General features: G+C 70.9%; 14 protein-coding genes. All 14 read right to left on the bottom strand.

What is annotated here, in order from left to right:
- Positions 1-124: 124 nt before the first annotated feature.
- The 14 genes from pyk to BLT36_RS14645 all read right to left on the bottom strand — a co-directional run bounded on the left by pyk (position 125) and on the right by BLT36_RS14645 (position 17,006).
- Entirely contained in the window at positions 125-1,570 is a 1,446-nt protein-coding gene (pyk, locus tag BLT36_RS14710) for a pyruvate kinase (protein ID WP_092096255.1), read from the bottom strand.
- A 122-nt stretch (positions 1,571-1,692) separates the two neighbouring features.
- A complete protein-coding gene (locus BLT36_RS14705) occupies positions 1,693-3,150 on the bottom strand; it encodes a glutamate synthase subunit beta (RefSeq protein WP_092096254.1) in 1,458 nt (485 codons plus the stop codon).
- Positions 3,143-7,660, bottom strand: coding sequence for a glutamate synthase large subunit (gene gltB, locus BLT36_RS14700; protein WP_175529684.1), 4,518 nt, complete (start codon positions 7,658-7,660; stop codon positions 3,143-3,145). The genes BLT36_RS14705 and gltB overlap by 8 nt, the downstream gene beginning before the upstream one ends.
- A gap of 381 nt (positions 7,661-8,041) precedes the next feature.
- Positions 8,042-9,037 carry a prolipoprotein diacylglyceryl transferase gene (lgt, locus tag BLT36_RS14695; RefSeq protein ID WP_092096251.1) on the bottom strand — a complete coding sequence of 332 codons (996 nt, stop codon included), beginning with the start codon at positions 9,035-9,037 and terminating at the stop codon, positions 8,042-8,044.
- 124 nt (positions 9,038-9,161) lie between these two features.
- Positions 9,162-9,926, bottom strand: coding sequence for a tryptophan synthase subunit alpha (gene trpA / locus BLT36_RS14690; RefSeq protein WP_217638322.1), 765 nt, complete (start codon positions 9,924-9,926; stop codon positions 9,162-9,164).
- Positions 9,927-9,982: 56 nt separating this feature from the next.
- Positions 9,983-11,197 (bottom strand): tryptophan synthase subunit beta, encoded by a 1,215-nt coding sequence (trpB, locus tag BLT36_RS14685; RefSeq protein WP_092096248.1) that lies wholly within the window; start codon positions 11,195-11,197, stop codon positions 9,983-9,985.
- Between the two features lie 52 nt (positions 11,198-11,249).
- A complete protein-coding gene (trpC, locus tag BLT36_RS14680; RefSeq protein ID WP_092096543.1) occupies positions 11,250-12,035 on the bottom strand; it encodes an indole-3-glycerol phosphate synthase TrpC in 786 nt (261 codons plus the stop codon).
- Between the two features lie 16 nt (positions 12,036-12,051).
- A complete protein-coding gene (locus BLT36_RS14675; protein WP_092096246.1) occupies positions 12,052-12,291 on the bottom strand; it encodes an HGxxPAAW family protein in 240 nt (79 codons plus the stop codon).
- Entirely contained in the window at positions 12,288-13,037 is a 750-nt protein-coding gene (locus BLT36_RS14670; RefSeq protein WP_092096245.1) for a Trp biosynthesis-associated membrane protein, read from the bottom strand. The genes BLT36_RS14675 and BLT36_RS14670 overlap by 4 nt, the downstream gene beginning before the upstream one ends.
- Positions 13,034-14,578 carry an anthranilate synthase component I gene (locus tag BLT36_RS14665; protein ID WP_092096243.1) on the bottom strand — a complete coding sequence of 515 codons (1,545 nt, stop codon included), beginning with the start codon at positions 14,576-14,578 and terminating at the stop codon, positions 13,034-13,036. The genes BLT36_RS14670 and BLT36_RS14665 overlap by 4 nt, the downstream gene beginning before the upstream one ends.
- Positions 14,575-14,973, bottom strand: a complete 399-nt coding sequence (gene hisI / locus BLT36_RS14660; protein WP_092096242.1) for a phosphoribosyl-AMP cyclohydrolase — start codon at positions 14,971-14,973, stop codon at positions 14,575-14,577. Before hisI ends, BLT36_RS14665 begins: the two co-directional genes overlap by 4 nt.
- 60 nt (positions 14,974-15,033) lie before the next feature.
- Positions 15,034-15,843, bottom strand: a complete 810-nt coding sequence (gene hisF, locus BLT36_RS14655) for an imidazole glycerol phosphate synthase subunit HisF (RefSeq protein ID WP_254787680.1) — start codon at positions 15,841-15,843, stop codon at positions 15,034-15,036.
- Positions 15,840-16,679, bottom strand: coding sequence for an ATP phosphoribosyltransferase (gene hisG / locus BLT36_RS14650; RefSeq protein ID WP_092096240.1), 840 nt, complete (start codon positions 16,677-16,679; stop codon positions 15,840-15,842). Before hisG ends, hisF begins: the two co-directional genes overlap by 4 nt.
- Before the next feature lie 63 nt (positions 16,680-16,742).
- Complete coding sequence (locus BLT36_RS14645; RefSeq protein ID WP_079238914.1) at positions 16,743-17,006, bottom strand: phosphoribosyl-ATP diphosphatase; 264 nt, start codon at positions 17,004-17,006, stop codon at positions 16,743-16,745.
- Positions 17,007-17,037: the final 31 nt, after the last annotated feature.

Genomic DNA, 17,037 nt, shown 5'->3' with positions numbered 1-17,037 from the left:
GTGGTGACCGGGTCCGGTCGGCGCACCACGTGCCCGCGAACGCGACAGGGCGCGGACCGGAGGCGACGTGCGCGGGGTGCGCCGTGCCTCCAGTCCGCGCCCTGTCGGACGTCGGACGCTCGTGTCAGTCGCGGGCGTAGGCCGGAGCGGCCTGCGCGTGCGCGTCGCCGACGCGGTGCACCCGGAGGTCGTTCGTCGAGCCCTCGATGCCGGGAGGGGACCCGGCCGTCACGATGACCCGGTCGCCGGGCGAGGCGAGGCCGTTCTCGAGCAGGACGTCGTCCACCAGCGAGAAGAGCTCGTCGGTGTGGGTCTTCCGCTCCACCAGGAACGAGCGCACACCCCAGGTGAGCGCCATCCGGCGGCGGGTCGCCTCGTTCGGGGTGAAGGCGATGATCGGCAGGCCGTGGCGCAGACGCGACATGCGGCGGGCCGAGTCGCCGGACTCGGTGAAGACGCAGAGGTACGAGGCCTCGGTGAACTCCGCGATCTCGACGGCGGCGAGGGTGATCGCGCCACCGAGGGTGCGCGGCTTCGTGCCGAGCGGAGCGATGCGCTCGAGGCCGTGGTCCTCGGTCGACTCGACGATGCGGGCCATCGTGCGGACGGTCTGCACCGGGTACTCACCGACGCTCGTCTCACCGGAGAGCATGACCGCGTCGGCACCGTCGAGGACGGCGTTCGCGACGTCGGACGTCTCGGCGCGGGTCGGGATCGGCGACGAGATCATCGACTCGAGCATCTGGGTCGCGACGATGACCGGCTTCGCCATCCGGCGTGCGAGCTCGACCGCGCGCTTCTGCACGATCGGGACCGCCTCGAGCGGGAGCTCGACGCCGAGGTCACCACGGGCGACCATGATGCTGTCGAAGGCGTCGATGATCTCCTCGAGCGCGTCGACGGCCTGCGGCTTCTCGATCTTCGCGATGACGGGGAGGCGCTTGCCCTCCTCGTCCATGATCTCGTGCGCACGGACGACGTCCGAGGCGTTCCGGACGAACGAGAGCGCGATGAGGTCGGCACCCTGGCGGATGCCCCAGCGGAGGTCCGCCTCGTCCTTCTCGCTCAGCGCGGGGACGTTGACTGCGACGCCCGGCAGGTTGATGCCCTTGTTGTTCGACACGGTGCCGCCGACGACGACCTCGGTGCGGACCCGGACACCGTCGGTGTCGAGCACGCGCAGCCGGACGCGGCCGTCGTCGATGAGCAGCGGGTCGCCGGGCTTGACGTCCTGCGGGAGGCCCTTGAACGTCGTGCCGCAGATCTCCTTCGAGCCGGGGACGTCCTCGGTCGTGATCGTGAAGACGTCACCGACGGCGAGCTCGTGCGGGCCGTCGGCGAACTTCGCCAGGCGGATCTTCGGACCCTGCAGGTCGACGAGGATCGCCACCGGCTTGCCGAGCTCCTCGGCGGCACGACGGACGTTCTGGTAGTTGGCCTCGTGGACGCTGTAGTCACCGTGGCTGAGGTTGAGTCGGGCGACGTCGACGCCCGCTTCGATGATCTCCTTGACGGTCTCGTACTCCGACGTTGCCGGTCCGAGCGTCGAAACGATCTTTGCGCGTCTCAATGGATTCCTTCGTGGTGGTGGATGGTGCTTGGGTTTCCGCGCTGTGGGGCCGCGCGGAACGAAGCGAGGCCACCAGCACCCTATCGAGTGCTGGTGGCCTCCTGCTCACTGGTCGGTGAGCATCAGATGGAGATGGCCCGGTCGGTCGCCTTGACCGGCGCGGGCAGGATCGTCGAGCCCTCGAGGTACTCGTCGACCTTCGCCGCGGCCGCACGGCCCTCGGCGATCGCCCAGACGATCAGCGACTGCCCACGACCGGCGTCCCCGGCGACGAACACGCCGGGCTCGTTGGTCGTGTAGTCGGCCTGTCGCGACACGGCGCCGGACACGGTGGTCGGCAGACCGAGCTGCGGCTCGAGCGTGTCGGTCTCCGGCCCGGTGAAGCCCATGGCGATGAGGACGAGGTCCGCGGGGATCTCGCGCTCGGTACCGGCCTTCGGGACCCGGCGGCCGTCGAGGTACTCGGTCTCGGCGACGCGGAGGGCACGGACCTCGCCGGCCTCGTTCGCCAGGAACTCGACGGTCGATGCGAGGTAGTGCCGCTCGCCGCCCTCTTCGTGGGCGCTCGTGACCTCGAACACCGTCGGGAACATCGGCCACGGCTGATCCGCGGGACGCTCCAGCGGCGGCTGCTTGCCGATCGCCAGGTTCGTCACGCTGAGCGCGCCCTGACGGTGCGCGGTCCCGATGCAGTCCGCACCCGTGTCGCCACCGCCGATGACGATGACGTGCTTGCCCTCGGCCGTCAGCTGGTTGTCGACCCGGGTGCCGGCGTTCGCCTTGTTCTGCTGGACGAGGTAGTCCATCGCGAAGTGCACGCCCTCGAGGTCGCGCCCCGGGATCGGCAGGTCACGCGGGACCGTGGCACCGGTCGCGACGACGACCGCGTCGTACCGGGACTTCAGGTCGTCCCACGTGATGTCGCGGCCGATCTCGACACCGGCACGGAACCGGGTGCCCTCGGCCTGCATCTGGGCGAGTCGCGCGTCGATCTGACGCTTCTCCATCTTGAAGTCCGGGATGCCGTAGCGGAGCAGGCCCCCGATGCGGTCGTCGCGCTCGTACACCGCGACGGTGTGCCCGGCACGGGTGAGCTGCTGCGCGGCAGCGAGCCCGGCCGGGCCCGAGCCCACGACGGCGACGGTCTTGCCGGTCAGACGCTCCGGCGGGTGCGGGGTGACCCAGCCGTTCTGGAACGCCTGGTCGATGATCGAGACCTCGACCTGCTTGATCGTCACCGGCGGCTGGTTGATTCCGAGCACGCAGGACGCCTCGCACGGCGCCGGGCAGAGCCGACCCGTGAACTCCGGGAAGTTGTTCGTCGCGTGCAGCCGCTCGATCGCCTGCCGGCCCTCACCGCGCCAGGTGAGGTCGTTCCACTCCGGGATGAGGTTGCCGAGCGGGCAGCCCTGGTGGCAGAACGGGACGCCGCAGTCCATGCAGCGGCCGGCCTGGCGTTTCAGCGCACCCGATTCCTGCTGCTCGTAGACCTCTTTCCAGTCCATGAGCCGCACGGGTACGGGTCGACGAGGCGGGAGCTCGCGCTCCTGCACCTTGAGGAAGCCCTTGGGGTCAGCCACCAGTCACCTCCAGGATCCTGTTCCAGACGACGTCGCCATCGGGGTCGAGCCCCTCGTCGACGGCCTGCTGTCGGGTTTCGAGCACCGCCGCGTAGTCACGCGGCAGCACCTTGACGAAGTCGCTCAGGTCACCGGACTCGAGCAGCTCCGTCGCGAGCGTCGACCCGGTCTCCGCCGCGTGGCGGGTGAGGAGGTCGGTGACGATCTCGACGTCGGCGCTGTCGAGCGGCTCGAGGCGGAGTTCGCCGGACGCGAGGGAGTCCGTGTTGACGTTCTCCTGCCGCAGGCCGCGGACGTACGCCGTGCCACCGGACATGCCGGCACCGAGGTTGCGGCCGGTCTCGCCGAGGATGAGCGCGAGGCCGCCGGTCATGTACTCGAGCGCGTGGTCGCCCACGCCCTCGACGACCGCGGTGGCGCCGGAGTTGCGCACCAGGAACCGCTCGCCCACGATGCCGCGGATGAACATGCTGCCCTGGGTCGCACCGTAGCCGATGACGTTGCCGGCGATGACGTTCTGCGCCGGGTCGAACCCGGAGCCGGCGTCGGGGCGCACGACGATCTCGCCGCCGGAGAGGCCCTTGCCGACGTAGTCGTTGCTGTCGCCGATGAGCCGCAGCGTGATGCCCGCCGGCAGGAACGCGCCGAGCGACTGCCCGGCGGAGCCGCGGAGGGTCACGTCGATCGACCCCGACGGCAGGCCGTTCTCACCGTGGCGCAGGGTCACCTCGTGCCCGAGCATCGTGCCGACCGCCCGCTCCGTGTTCCGGATCGGCAGGTCGAGCGTGATCGTCCCGCCGTGCTCGAGGACGTCCGAGGTCTGCTGGATGAGCTGCACGTCGAAGTGCTTCTCGAGCTCGTGGTCCTGCTCGCGGTGGTGCCGACGCGGCTCGTCCGCCTCGAAACGCGGTCCCTTGAGGACCGGCGCGAGGTCGAGGCCGGACGCCTTCCAGTGCTCGACCGCGCGGTCGACGTCGAGGGCGTCGGCCCGGCCGATCGCCTCCTCGAGGGTGCGGAAACCGAGCTCGGCGAGGAGCTCACGGACCTCCTGCGCGATGAACTCGAAGAAGTTCACGACGAACTCGGGCTTGCCCGAGAAGCGCTTGCGGAGCTCCGGGTTCTGCGTCGCGACGCCCACCGGGCACGTGTCCAGGTGACAGACGCGCATCAGGATGCACCCCTCGACCACGAGCGGCGCGGTGGCGAAGCCGTACTCCTCGGCACCGAGCAGCGCCGCCACGACGACGTCACGGCCGGTCTTCATCTGCCCGTCGACCTGCACGACCACGCGGTCGCGCATGCCGTTGAGCATGAGGGTCTGCTGCGTCTCGGCGAGGCCGATCTCCCATGGAGTGCCCGCGTGCTTGAGCGAGTTGAGCGGGCTCGCACCGGTGCCGCCGTCGTGCCCGGAGACGAGCACGACGTCGGCGAGGGCCTTCGTCACACCGGCGGCCACGGCCCCGATGCCCGACTGGCTCACGAGCTTCACGTGCACACGAGCGGACGGGTTCGCCCGCTTGACGTCGAAGATGAGCTGCTTGAGGTCCTCGATCGAGTAGATGTCGTGGTGCGGCGGCGGCGAGATGAGGCCGACACCGGCAGTCGCGTGCCGGGTGCGGGCGACCCACGGGTAGACCTTCGTCGGCGGCAGCTGACCGCCCTCGCCCGGCTTCGCACCCTGCGCCATCTTCAGCTGGATGTCGGTCGCGTGCGTCAGGTACATGCTCGTCACGCCGAAACGTCCCGAGGCGACCTGCTTGATCGCGGACCGGCGCTCGGGGTCGAGCAGGCGGTCGACATCCTCGCCGCCCTCGCCCGTGTTCGAACGCCCACCGAGACGGTTCATCGCGATCGCGAGCGTCTCGTGGGCTTCCTTCGAGATGGAGCCGTACGACATCGCACCCGTGTTGAACCGCTTGACGATCGACTCGATCGGCTCGACCTCGTCGAGCGGCACCGGCTTGCGGGCGCCGTCCCTGAAGCGGAACAGACCGCGGAGCGTCATCAGCTGCTCGGACTGGTCGTCGACCGCCTTCGAGTACTCGCGGAAGATGTCGTAGCGACGCGAACGCGTGGCGTGCTGCAGGCGGAAGACGGTGTCCGGGTTGAAGAGGTGCGGCGGACCCTCACGGCGCCACTGGTACTCGCCGCCGGTCTGCAGGCGCTCGTGCGAGAGCACCGCGCCGTCCTGCGGGTACGCCTGGGCGTGCCGCTCCGCGTTCTCCTTCGCGATGACCTCGATGCCGACACCGCCGAGGATCGACGAGGTGCCGGTGAAGTAGCGGTCGACGAACTCCTGGCTGAGGCCGACCGCCTCGAACGCCTGGGCGCCCGCGTAGCTGGACACCGTCGAGATGCCCATCTTCGACATGATCTTCAGGACGCCCTTGCCGAGCGCCTTGATCACGTTCTTGACGGCCTGCTCCGGCGTGATGCCGCTGATCATGCCCTGGCGGACGAGGATCTCGCAGGTCTCCATGGCGAGGTACGGGTTGATCGCCGAGGCGCCGTACCCGATCAGGGTCGCGACGTGGTGGACCTCGCGCACGTCGCCGGCCTCGACGATCAGGCCGACCTTCATGCGCTGCTCGGTGCGGATGAGGTGGTGGTGCACCGCCGCGAGCAGCAGGAGGCTCGGCACCGGTGCCTGTTCGGCGTTGCCGTCACGGTCGGACAGCACGATGAACTGCTTGCCGGCCTCGATCGCGGCGTCGACCTCGTCGCAGACCGCGGCGATGCGCTTCTGCATCGCCTTCTTGCCGGCGTCGACGCGGTAGAGGCCCTTGATCGTCACGGTGAGGTGGCGACCGGACTCCGTCTCGAAGTGCTGGATCTTCGCGAGCTCGTCGTTGTCGATCACCGGGAAGTCGAGCGTGATCTGCTTCGCGTGCTCAGGACCCGCGGCGAGCAGGTTGCGCTCCGGTCCGAGCCCCATGCCCATCGACGTGATGACCTGCTCGCGGATGGAGTCGAGCGGCGGGTTCGTCACCTGCGCGAACTGCTGCGTGAAGTAGTCGAAGAGCAGTCGCGGGCGCTGCGAGAGCACCGCGATCGGGGTGTCCGAGCCCATCGCGCCGAGCGGTTCGGCACCGGTCTGCGCCATCGGACGCAGCAGGATCCGCACCTCTTCCTCGGTGTACCCGAAGGCGCGCTGGCGTCGGGTGACCGACGCCGGGGTGTGCACGATGTGCTCGCGGTCGGGCAGGTCGCCGAGGTTGATGCGGCCCTGCTCGAGCCACTCGCCCCACGGACCGGACGTCGCGAGCTCGCGCTTGACCTCGTCGTCCTCGATGATGCGACCGGCCTCGGTGTCGACGATGAACATCCGACCCGGACGCAGGCGCCCCTTGCGGACGACCTTGCCCGCTGGCACGTCGATGACACCGGTCTCGGAGCCCATCACGATGAGCCCGTCGTCGGTCACGAGGAACCGGCCCGGACGGAGTCCGTTGCGGTCGAGGGTGGCACCGACGAGCGACCCGTCGGTGAAGGTGATCGCGGCGGGGCCGTCCCACGGCTCCATGAGCATCGAGTGGTACTCGTAGAACGCCCGGAGCTCGGGGTCCATCGCGGTCTGGTTCTCCCACGCCTCGGGCACCATCATCGACACCGCGTGCGGCAGCGACCGGCCGGTCAGCGTCAGGAGCTCGAGGACCTCGTCGAAGGACGCGGAGTCGCTCGCTCCGGGGCTCACGATCGGCAGCAGGGGCGCCATGTCGCCGAGGAGCTCGCTCTGCAGCTGGGACTGTCGCGCCCGCATCCAGTTCCGGTTGCCGCGGACGGTGTTGATCTCACCGTTGTGCGCGAGCGTCCGGAACGGCTGGGCGAGCGGCCACGACGGGAACGTGTTCGTCGAGTAGCGCGAGTGCACGATGGCGAGCTTCGAGGCGAAGCGCTCGTCGCTGAGGTCGGGGTAGAACGGCTCCAGCTGGAGCGTCGTGACCATGCCCTTGTAGACCATGGTCCGGCTCGACAGCGACATGAAGTAGACCTCGGTGTCGTGCTCCGCGCGCTTGCGGAGCCGGAAGGCCTGCCGGTCGAGGGCGATCCCGCTCCACGACGCCCCGTGCACGTCGTGCCGGATCGACGCGACGAAGAGCTGCTCGAACGCCGGCATCGCCGCACGGGCGAGCGTGCCGAGGACCTCGGGACGCACGGGGACCGTCCGCCACCCGAGGACCCGCAGGCCCTCTTCGCGTGCGAGGCGTTCGACGGCGCCCTTCACCGCGTGCCGGTCGTCCTCGTCGAGCGGGAGGTATGCCGTGCCCACGGCGTACTCCCCCGCCGCCGGCAGGTCGAACGGCACCTCGGCTCGGAAGAACTCGTCGGGGACCTGGCAGAGGATGCCGGCGCCGTCGCCGGTGCCCGCGTCCGACCCGACGGCACCACGGTGCTCGAGGTTGCGCAGGGCGCCGAGGGCGGCGTCAACGATGTCGTGTCCCGCGGTGCCGCGGAGCGTCGCGACCATCGCGAGACCGCAGGCGTCCTTCTCGTTCGCCGGGTCGTACATGCCGGTGGCCTCCGGCACGGCGGAGAACCGGCGGTGCGGCGGCACGAGGCCTGCGGACTGGGGTGGCTGGAGCGCCATGGGGAACCGTCCTCACGAGGAAGTGGAACAGGGACGTCGGTGGCCCGGTGGTGCGTTCCGCCCGAGCGGGCGGGACTGGTGCCCGTGCCCGCCGCCAGTGAGGTGCCCTGGCGGCGTGCGAGGTGGTGTCGGACCCGCTTGTGGCGGTTCCAGAAGGGTGTGTCCGGCTGTCGTGTCCGGCTGTCCGGCTGTCGTGGCCGATCCGGGACGGTCATCCGATCCGGTTCGGCCACCCGATCCGGTTCGGCCACCCGATCCGGTTCGGCCACCCGATCCGGTCCGGTCACGCAGGAGGGGTGCCCCCTATGCGCGGCCGGTCGCTGTGGTGACCGGATCGGAGTTCGCGGCGGCCGCCGGAGCGTCGTCGTCGGTCGCCGACCAGGTGTCGTCCGAGTCTACATCGGACTTCGAGCCGGGCTCGCGGCCGGGCAGGTACGGGCTCGGCTCCTTGCCGAGGTGCCGTCGGGACTGCACGGCGAAGATGATGAGCCCGAGCAGGATCGCGGCGAAGGCGGCCCACACGTTGGTGCGGATGCCGAAGAACGTCTCGCTCGTGTCCACGCGGATCGACTCGAGGAAGGACCGACCGAGGCCGTACCAGATGAGGTACAGGGCCAGGACGCGCCCCCACTGCAGCTGGAACTTGCGGTCGAGCAGCAGGATGACGACGACGCCGAGGACGTTCCAGATGATCTCGTAGAGGAACGTCGGGTGGAACAGCGTGCCCTCCGGCAGGCCCTTCGGGTACGCCGCGTTGGACGACTCGATCTGGAGCCCCCACGGGAGGCTGGTCGGCATGCCGAACAGCTCGTGGTTGAAGTAGTTGCCGAGGCGGCCGAAGGCCTGGGCGAGCAGGACGCCCGGGGCGACGGCGTCCACGAAGGCCGTGAAGCGCAGGCCCACCTGGCGGCAGCCGATCCAGGCGCCGACCGAGCCGAGGATGAGCGCGCCGAAGATCGCCAGGCCGCCCTCCCAGATGTAGAGGAAGGACAGCGGGTCGCGCCCGGGGCCGAAGTAGTCGCTCACGTGGGTGAAGACGTGGAAGAGGCGCCCGCCGATGATGCCCGCCGGCACCGCCCAGATGGCGATGTCGATGATGATCCACCGCTCGACGCCGCGGGCGTTCAGCCGGCGGTTCGCGATCACGACGGCCGCGACGATCCCGAGCAGGATGCAGATCGCGTAGGCGTGGATGCGGAAGTCGAGCGGCAGCGACCAGCCGAACACGTCGCGCAGCCAGGCCGTGAGGTCGAAGTACTGCCAGGCCGTGCTCGGGCTCGGGATGCTCAGGAGGGGCATGGAGGTGCTGTCGCCTTTCGGTACTGGCTGGGCGCGGTGCCGACGTGTCGTCGGCCCCGCTCACTGTAGCGCGGGACCCGACCGCTTCTGGAACCGAGCGGCCGGTCCTGTGGGAACTGTGACGTCAGCGGCGCCGTGCGCCGGAGCTGAGGTCCGCCGCGCGGTCGGCGACGCCCTGCACGCCGAGGTCGGCCAGCGCACGCACGAAGGCGGAGCCGATGATCGCGCCGTCGGCGTAGTCGAGGACCTCGGCGACCTGGTCGGCCGTCGAGATGCCGAGCCCGACGCAGGTGCGCTCGACGCCCGCGTCCCGCAGACGCGAGACGACCGTCCGCGCGGCGACGTCGACCCCGACACGGGCACCGGTGACGCCCATGGTGGAGACGGCGTAGACGAACCCGCGACTCGAGTCGACGGCCTGCCGCATCCGGGTGTCGGTCGACGACGGCGCGGCGAGGAAGACCCGGTCGAGGGCGGTGCGCTCGGACGCGGCGATCCACTCGGCGCCCTCGTCGGGGACCAGGTCCGGCGTGATGAGGCCGGAGGCACCCGCGGCGACGAGGTCGTCGGCGAAGCGCTCGACGCCGTAGCGCAGCACCGGGTTCCAGTAGGTCATCACGAGGACCGGGACGTCCGCGCGCTCGGTGATCTGGTGCACGGCGTCGAAGACCTTCGCGACGCGGAACCCGTTCGCCAGGCTCTCCTCGGCAGCGCGCTGGATGACCGGCCCGTCCATCACCGGGTCGGAGTACGGCAGGCCGAGTTCGATGACGTCGACCCCGTTCTCGGCGAGGGCTACGGCGGCGTCGACGCTCGTCTGGAAGTCCGGGTACCCGGCGGGCAGGTAGCCGACGACGGCGCCCGCGCGGTCGGAGTTCGCGGAGTCGATCGTCGTCGCGACCGATCGGCTCGACTTCGCCTGGGCGTGGTCGGTCTGGTCGTGGGTCACAGCTGCACCGCGTTCTCGTCGAGGATGCCGAAGTAGCGACTGGCGGAGGCCACGTCCTTGTCGCCGCGGCCGGACAGGTTGACGAGCACGACGCCCTCGGGGCCGAGCTCCTTGCCGAGCTTCATCGCGCCGGCCAGGGCGTGCGACGACTCGATGGCCGGGATGATGCCTTCGGTGCGGCTGAGCAGGCGGAACGCCTCCATCGCCTCGGTGTCGGTGATCGGCTGGTACTTCGCCCGGCCGATCGACGCCAGGTAGGCGTGCTCCGGCCCGACGCTCGGGTAGTCGAGTCCGGCGGAGATGCTGTGGCTCTCGATGGTCTGGCCGTCCTCGTCCTGCATCAGGTACGACTTCGCGCCCTGCAGGACGCCCTCGCGGCCGAGGGTGATGCTCGCCGCGTGCCGACCGGTCTCGACGCCGTCGCCGCCCGCTTCGAAGCCGTGCAGCGCGACGGACTCGTCGTCGAGGAACGCCTCGAATATGCCCATCGCGTTCGAGCCGCCGCCGACGCACGCGGCGACGGCGTCGGGCAGGCGGCCGACCCTGTCGAGGACCTGCTGCCGGGCTTCTTCGCCGATGACCTTGTGGAACTCGCGCACCATCTCGGGGAACGGGTGCGGACCGGCCACCGTGCCGAGCAGGTAGTGCGTCGAGTCGACGTTCGCCACCCAGTCGCGCAGGGCGTCGTTGATGGCATCCTTGAGGGTGCGTGAGCCGGTCTCGACCGGGATCACCTCGGCGCCGAGCAGGCGCATCCGCGCGACGTTGAGCGCCTGGCGCTCGGTGTCGACGGCGCCCATGTACACGACGCAGTCCATGCCGAAGAGCGCGGCGGCGGTGGCCGTCGCGACGCCGTGCTGCCCCGCGCCGGTCTCGGCGATCAGGCGGGTCTTGCCGAGCCGGCGGGCCACGAGCGCCTGGCCGAGCACGTTGTTGATCTTGTGCGAGCCGGTGTGGTTGAGGTCCTCGCGCTTCAGGATGACCCGGGCACCGCCGGCGTGCTGGGCGAACCGGGGCACCTCGGTGATGATCGACGGGCGTCCGGTGTAGTCGCGCTGGAGGTCGTCGAGTTCCTGCCGGAAGGCCGGGTCGGCCCAGGCTTCGCGGAAGGCTGCTTCGAGTTCGTCGAGCGCGAGGACCAGCGACTCGGGGACGAAGCGTCCGCCGAAGTCGCCGAAGTACGGCCCGTGCAGGTCACGGAGTGAAGTCACGATGGGTCTCCCGGGACGAGCCCGGCGGACCGGGCTGGGATGGGCGTCGTCGTCAGCCGCGGTCGGCGGCTGCGATGAACGACGCGAGTGTGGCGGCGGGGTCGTCGCCCGTCACGAGCGCCTCCCCCACCAGGACGACGTCGGCACCGGCGGCACGGTAGTGCGCGACGTCGGCGGGACCGGCGACGGCGGACTCGGCGACGCGGACGACCCCGTCGGGGATCCGGTCGGCCAGGGAGCCGAACAGGTCTCGGTCGAGCGAGAAGTCGGTCAGGTCGCGGGCGTTCACGCCGAGGATCCGTGCGCCGGCGTCGAGCCCGCGCGAGACCTCGTCGGCGGAGTGCGCCTCGACGAGGACCCGCATGCCGAGCTCTTCCGCGAGGGTGTGGAGCTCGACCAGCTGCTGCTGCTCGAGTGCCGCGACGATGAGGAGCACGACGTCGGCGCCGGACGCCCGCGCCTCGATCACCTGGTACGGGTCCGCGATGAAGTCCTTGCGGAGCACCGGGACACCGACGCGCGCCTTGACGGCTTCGAGGTCGGCGAGGCTGCCGAGGAACTTGCGCCCCTCGGTGAGCACGCTGATCGTCGACGCACCGCCGCGCTCGTAGTCGGCAGCGAGTGCCGCCGGGTCCTCGATCGTCGCCATCGACCCGCGGGACGGGCTGGCGCGCTTGACCTCGGCGAGGATCTTCACCCGGTCGCCGGGCGCGAGGAACGTCAGGGCGTCGAGGGGGGACGCGACACGGTCGAGGTCGCGTTCGACGTCCGCGTAAGGGCGGTCGACGCGACGGGCGGCGGCGTCCTCGAGCGCACCCGCGACGAGGGTCTCGAGCACGTTCGGCATGCCGGACCTACTCTGCGTGGTGCTTGGGGACGAACTTCGGGCCGTCGACGCCGTAGCCGGCCTTCTTCATGACACCACCGGCGATGAGACCGATGAGCACGACGCCGGCGGAGGCCCAGACGCCCCACGCCATGTCGAACCAGAAGAACAGCGTGCCGGCCGCGAATCCGATCAACATGATCACGACGGCGGTCCAGGCTGCCGGCGAGTGGCCTTCGCCGAGTTCTGCGGGCTCAGTGTTGCTCACGGTGCTCCTCGTTCTGCTCCGGCGCCGTCGTTCGACCGGCGCCCGTTCGATCCTACCGTGTCGTCCCCGGGTGCCACGGCGGCCTCGCCGCGCCGACCGGTGCCGCCGGGCGCGTCGGCGTCGACGACGATCGTGGGGTCGACGACGATCGTGGGGTCGACCCCGGCGCTGAGGTCGTCCCAGTCGACGACCGCGTCACGCTGCACGGGAGCAGCCGCGCGGGCCTGGGCTGCGGCTCCCGCGGTCGCTGCGCCGTACTTCCTGCTCGGCCCGGGCCACGAGCGCTGCACGACGAGGACGACGATCCCGAGCAGCACGGCGAGCACCCCGCCGGCGATGCCCACGGCGGGCCAAGCGGAGACGTCGACGGACGACACGACGCGGCGCACCGCGGTGAGGTCGCTGACGCCGGCGACCTCGCCCACGGCACCCTTCGCCGCGGCGATCGGGTCGGCCAGCGCCGAGATGCCGGAGACGACGACGCCGAGGCCGAGCAGGACCTCGACGCACGCGAGGACGATCCGGACCACCCGCCCGGCGATGGTCATCGCCAGGAACAGGGCGAGGCTCGCGATCGCCAGCGCGGTGTACTGCGGGACGACCGCGGCACCGTCCGCGGCGACCTTCGCGGTCACCGCGGCGCCGGCGTGCAGGTGGACGGTGAACCAGGTCTGCGTCCACGCGAGCATGATGATGCCCGCGACGGCGAGACCGGCGACGACGACCAGGGGTCGGGAGCGCTTCACGAGTGCACCCCCCGCATCAGGTTCGCGGTCGCCACGGCGCGGAGCGGGGCAGCCGCCTTGTTCACGGCTTCGACGTGCTCGGTCTCCGGGTCGGAGTCGGCGACGAGTCCGGCGCCGGCCTGCACGCGGGCGACTCCGTCCTTGATGAGCGCGGTGCGGATGGCGATCGCGAGGTCGGCGTCCCCGGCGAAGTCGAAGTAGCCGACGACGCCCGCGTAGGCGCCCCGCTTCGCCGGTTCGAGCTCGTCGATGATCTCGAGCGCGCGCGGCTTCGGCGCCCCGGAGAGCGTGCCCGCCGGGAACGTCGCCCGGAACACGTCGATAGCCGAGGCCTCGGGACGGATGGCGCCCTCGACGCTCGACACCAGGTGCATGATGTGGCTGAAGCGCTCGACCGTCATGAACTCGGTCACCGCGACGGTGCCCGGCTCGCAGACCTTCTGCAGGTCGTTCCGGGCGAGGTCGACGAGCATGAGGTGCTCCGCGCGTTCCTTGGGGTCCTCGAGCAGGTCCTCGCCGAAGCGGACGTCCTCTTCCGGAGTCGCGCCGCGGGGACGGGAACCGGCGATCGGGTGCGTGATCGCCCGGCCGGCCTGCACCTTCACGAGGGCCTCCGGCGACGCGCCGACGATCCAGAAGCGCTCGTCGGCGGTGTCCGCCAGCGACAGGAAGTACATGTACGGACTCGGGTTCAGCGTCCGGAGCACCCGGTAGACGTCGAGCGGGTCGGCCGTGACCTCGTGGTCGAACCGCTGCGAGATCACCACCTGGAACACGTCGCCGTCGCGGATGAAGTCCTTCGACCGCACCACCGAGGCCTGGTACTCCTCGGGTGTGGAGCGGTGCGTCGGCGTGGGCTCGGCGATGTCGAACGCCTCGGCCACGGTCGCGATGCTCGGCGCGACGAGGTCGGCCTGCATCCGGTCGAGGCGGGCCTGCGCGTCGGCCCAGAGGACGTCCGCGTCGTCGGTGCCGTCGTTGAGCGCACTGGCGACGAGCAGCACGAGACCCGTTCTGTGGTCGAGGGCGGCGAGTTCGGACACGAACGCGAGCGCCTGGCCGGGGACGTCGAAGTCCGCCGGGGGCACGTTCGGCAGGTGCTCGAGCTGGCGGACGGCCTCCCAGCCGATGAACCCGACCGTCCCGCCGACGAGCGGCGGGGTACCCGGGATCCGCGGCGTCGCCCAGCGCTCGTGCAGTCGCGCGAGCACCTCGAGCGGCTCGCCCTCGAGCGAGTCGACGGCACGGGACGCCGGGATCCCGGTGTCGATCCACGCGGCACGGTCGCCCTCCTGCGTGAGGACGCCGAAGCTCCGCACGCCGACGAAGGACCAGCGCGACCAGAGGCCGCCCTGCCCCGCCGACTCGAGCAGGAAGGAACCGGGGCGGCCGTCGGCGAGCTTCCGGTAGACGCCGACCGGGGTCTCGCTGTCCGCGTAGAGCGCGCGGACGACGGGGACGACGCGGTGGTCGCCCAGCAGGGCGTCGAACTCCGGCCTGGAGGTCGTGTGCGGCTTGTCGGAGAGCGTGGTCGTGGTCATCGGGTCGCTTCCACTGCCGGGTCGGCCGGCGCGGACGCCGTCACGGGGTCGAGGGGGTCCACGTCGAAGCACCGGTGGGCGCCGGTGTGGCAGGCCGCGCCGACCTGCTGCACCGTCACGAGGAGGGTGTCGTCGTCGCAGTCGAGCGCGGCACCGCGCACGTACTGCGCGTAACCGGAGGTGTCGCCCTTGCGCCAGTACTCGTTCCGGGAGCGGGACCAGAAGGTCACCCGCCCCTCGGTCAGGGTGCGGCGGAGGGCTTCTCGGTCCATGTAGCCGAGCATGAGGACGTCCTTCGACGATTCCTCCTGCACGATGGCGGGGAGCAGCCCGTCCGCACCGAACCGCGCGCGGTCGAGGACCGCGTCCGTGCTGGTGCTGGTGCTGTCGGTCATGAGACTCCTAGCGTACGGCTTGGGATCGGGCTGGAGGGTGCGGCGGGAACAGTGTGCGGTTCAGCGCACGGGGTGCCCGGCTGCGCGCAGCTCGGCCTTCACGTCACCGATCGTCAGCTCGCCCCGGTGGAACACGCTGGCAGCGAGGACCGCATCCGCACCCGCCTCGATCGCCGGGGCGAAGTGCTCGAGCCGACCCGCGCCTCCAGACGCGATCACGGGCACCGAGGACACCGCACGCACCGCGGCCACGAGCTCGAGGTCGAACCCGTTCTTCGTGCCGTCGGCGTCGATGGAGTTCACCAGCAGCTCCCCCGCACCGCGCTGGACGGCCTCGCGCGCCCAGGCGATCGCGTCGAGGTCGGACTCGGTCCGGCCGCCGTGGGTCGTGACGATGAACCCGGACGGCATCCGGTCCGACCGCTTGACGTCGAGGGAGAGCACGACGGCCTGCGCGCCGAAGCGGTCGGCGATCTCGCTCACGAGCTCCGGCCGGGCGATCGCCGCGCTGTTCACACCGATCTTGTCCGCGCCGCACTGCTGCAGCCGCGACACGTCGTCGACGCTCCGGACGCCGCCGCCGACCGTGAGCGGGATGAAGACCTGCTCGGCGGTGCGCGTGACCGTGTCGTACATCGTCGCGCGGTTCTCGACCGTCGCGCCGACGTCGAGGAACGTCAGCTCGTCGGCACCCTGCTCGTAGTAGCGTGCCGCGAGCTCGACCGGGTCACCGGCGTCCTGCAAGTCGAGGAAGTTGACGCCCTTGACGACCCGGCCGCCCTGCACGTCGAGGCACGGGATGACGCGGACGGCGAGGCCGTCACCGTCCGTCGCGTCGGCCGCCCCGGGCCCGGCCACCGGTGCGGTCACAGCCGTGCGGCGTGGATCGGGCTGACGAGGATGGCGCGTGCGCCGAGGTCGTAGAGCGCGTCCATGATGAGGTTGGCGTCCTCGCGCGGGATCATCACGCGGACCGCCGACCAGTCGCGGCCGTGCAGCGGCGAGACCGTCGGCGACTCGATGCCCGAGGCCACCGAGGTCGCCTGTTCGAGGAGCGCGGTGGGGATGTCGTAGTCGAGCATCACGTAGCCGCGCGCCACCAGCACGCCCTGCAGCCGGCGGCGGAGAACGTCGATGCCGGGGATCGACTCGTCGGTGGAGATGAGGAGCGCGGTGGACTCGAGGATCACCGGGCCGAAGATCTCGAGCCCCGCGGCCCGGAGCGTGCTGCCCGTCGAGACGACGTCGGCCACGGCGTCGGCGACACCGAGGCGGACCGCGCTCTCGACCGCGCCGTCGAGCTTGACCAGGGTGGCCGTCACGCCGTGCTGCGCGAGGAACTCCCCGACGAGCCCCGGGTAGCTCGTGGCGACCCGGACGCCGTCGAGGTCCTGCAGGGAGCTGTACCGACCGGGGGTGCCGGCGAACCGGAACGTCGAGTCGGCGAACCCGAGCGCGTCGACCTCGTGCGCCGCGGACCCGGAGTCGAGCAGCAGGTCGCGGCCGGTGATGCCGACGTCGAGCGCGCCCGACCCGACGTACGTGGCGATGTCGCGCGGACGGAGGAAGAAGAACTCGACGCCGTTGCGCTCGTCGAGCAGGTGCAGTGCCTTCGGGTCACGACGGCCGGCGTACCCGGCCTCGCGCAGCATCTCGGAAGCGGTCTCGGAGAGGGAGCCCTTGTTGGGCACGGCGATGCGGAGCATCAGGTGGTCTGCTTTCTGTGGGAGTGGTCCGGGACGGTCTGGGCCGGCGCGGGACGCGCCTTCCTACAGATGTCGCCAGACGTCCGCCGGGGTGAGGCCCTTCGCGATCATCAGGACCTGCAGGTGGTACACGAGCTGGGAGATCTCCTCCGACGTGCGCTCGTCGCCCTCGTACTCGGCCGCCATCCAGACCTCGGCGGCCTCTTCCACGATCTTCTTGCCGATCTGGTGCACGCCGGCATCGAGTTCGGCGACGGTGCCGGAGCCCTCGGGGCGGGTGCGCGCCTTCTCGGTGAGCTCCTGGAACAGGTCGTCGAACGTCTTCACGCCCACCAGGCTACCGCCCTGCGCGGCCTCG

The organism is Curtobacterium sp. UNCCL20 (assembly GCF_900101675.1).
Taxonomy (GTDB): Bacteria; Actinomycetota; Actinomycetes; order Actinomycetales; family Microbacteriaceae; genus Curtobacterium.
The sequence above is the reverse complement of the archived record's forward strand: the minus strand, read 5'-3'. Positions and strand labels throughout refer to the sequence as shown.

Excerpts from the sequence above, each read along its gene's own strand:
- lgt (WP_092096251.1), bottom strand. The coding sequence starts at position 9,037 with ATGCCCCTCCTGAGCATCCCGAGCCCGAGCACGGCCTGGCAGTACTTC.
- BLT36_RS14665 (WP_092096243.1), bottom strand. The coding sequence starts at position 14,578 with ATGACCACGACCACGCTCTCCGACAAGCCGCACACGACCTCCAGGCCG.
- hisI (WP_092096242.1), bottom strand. The coding sequence starts at position 14,973 with ATGACCGACAGCACCAGCACCAGCACGGACGCGGTCCTCGACCGCGCG.
- hisG (WP_092096240.1), bottom strand. The coding sequence starts at position 16,679 with ATGCTCCGCATCGCCGTGCCCAACAAGGGCTCCCTCTCCGAGACCGCT.
- gltB (WP_175529684.1), bottom strand. The coding sequence starts at position 7,660 with ATGTACGACCCGGCGAACGAGAAGGACGCCTGCGGTCTCGCGATGGTC.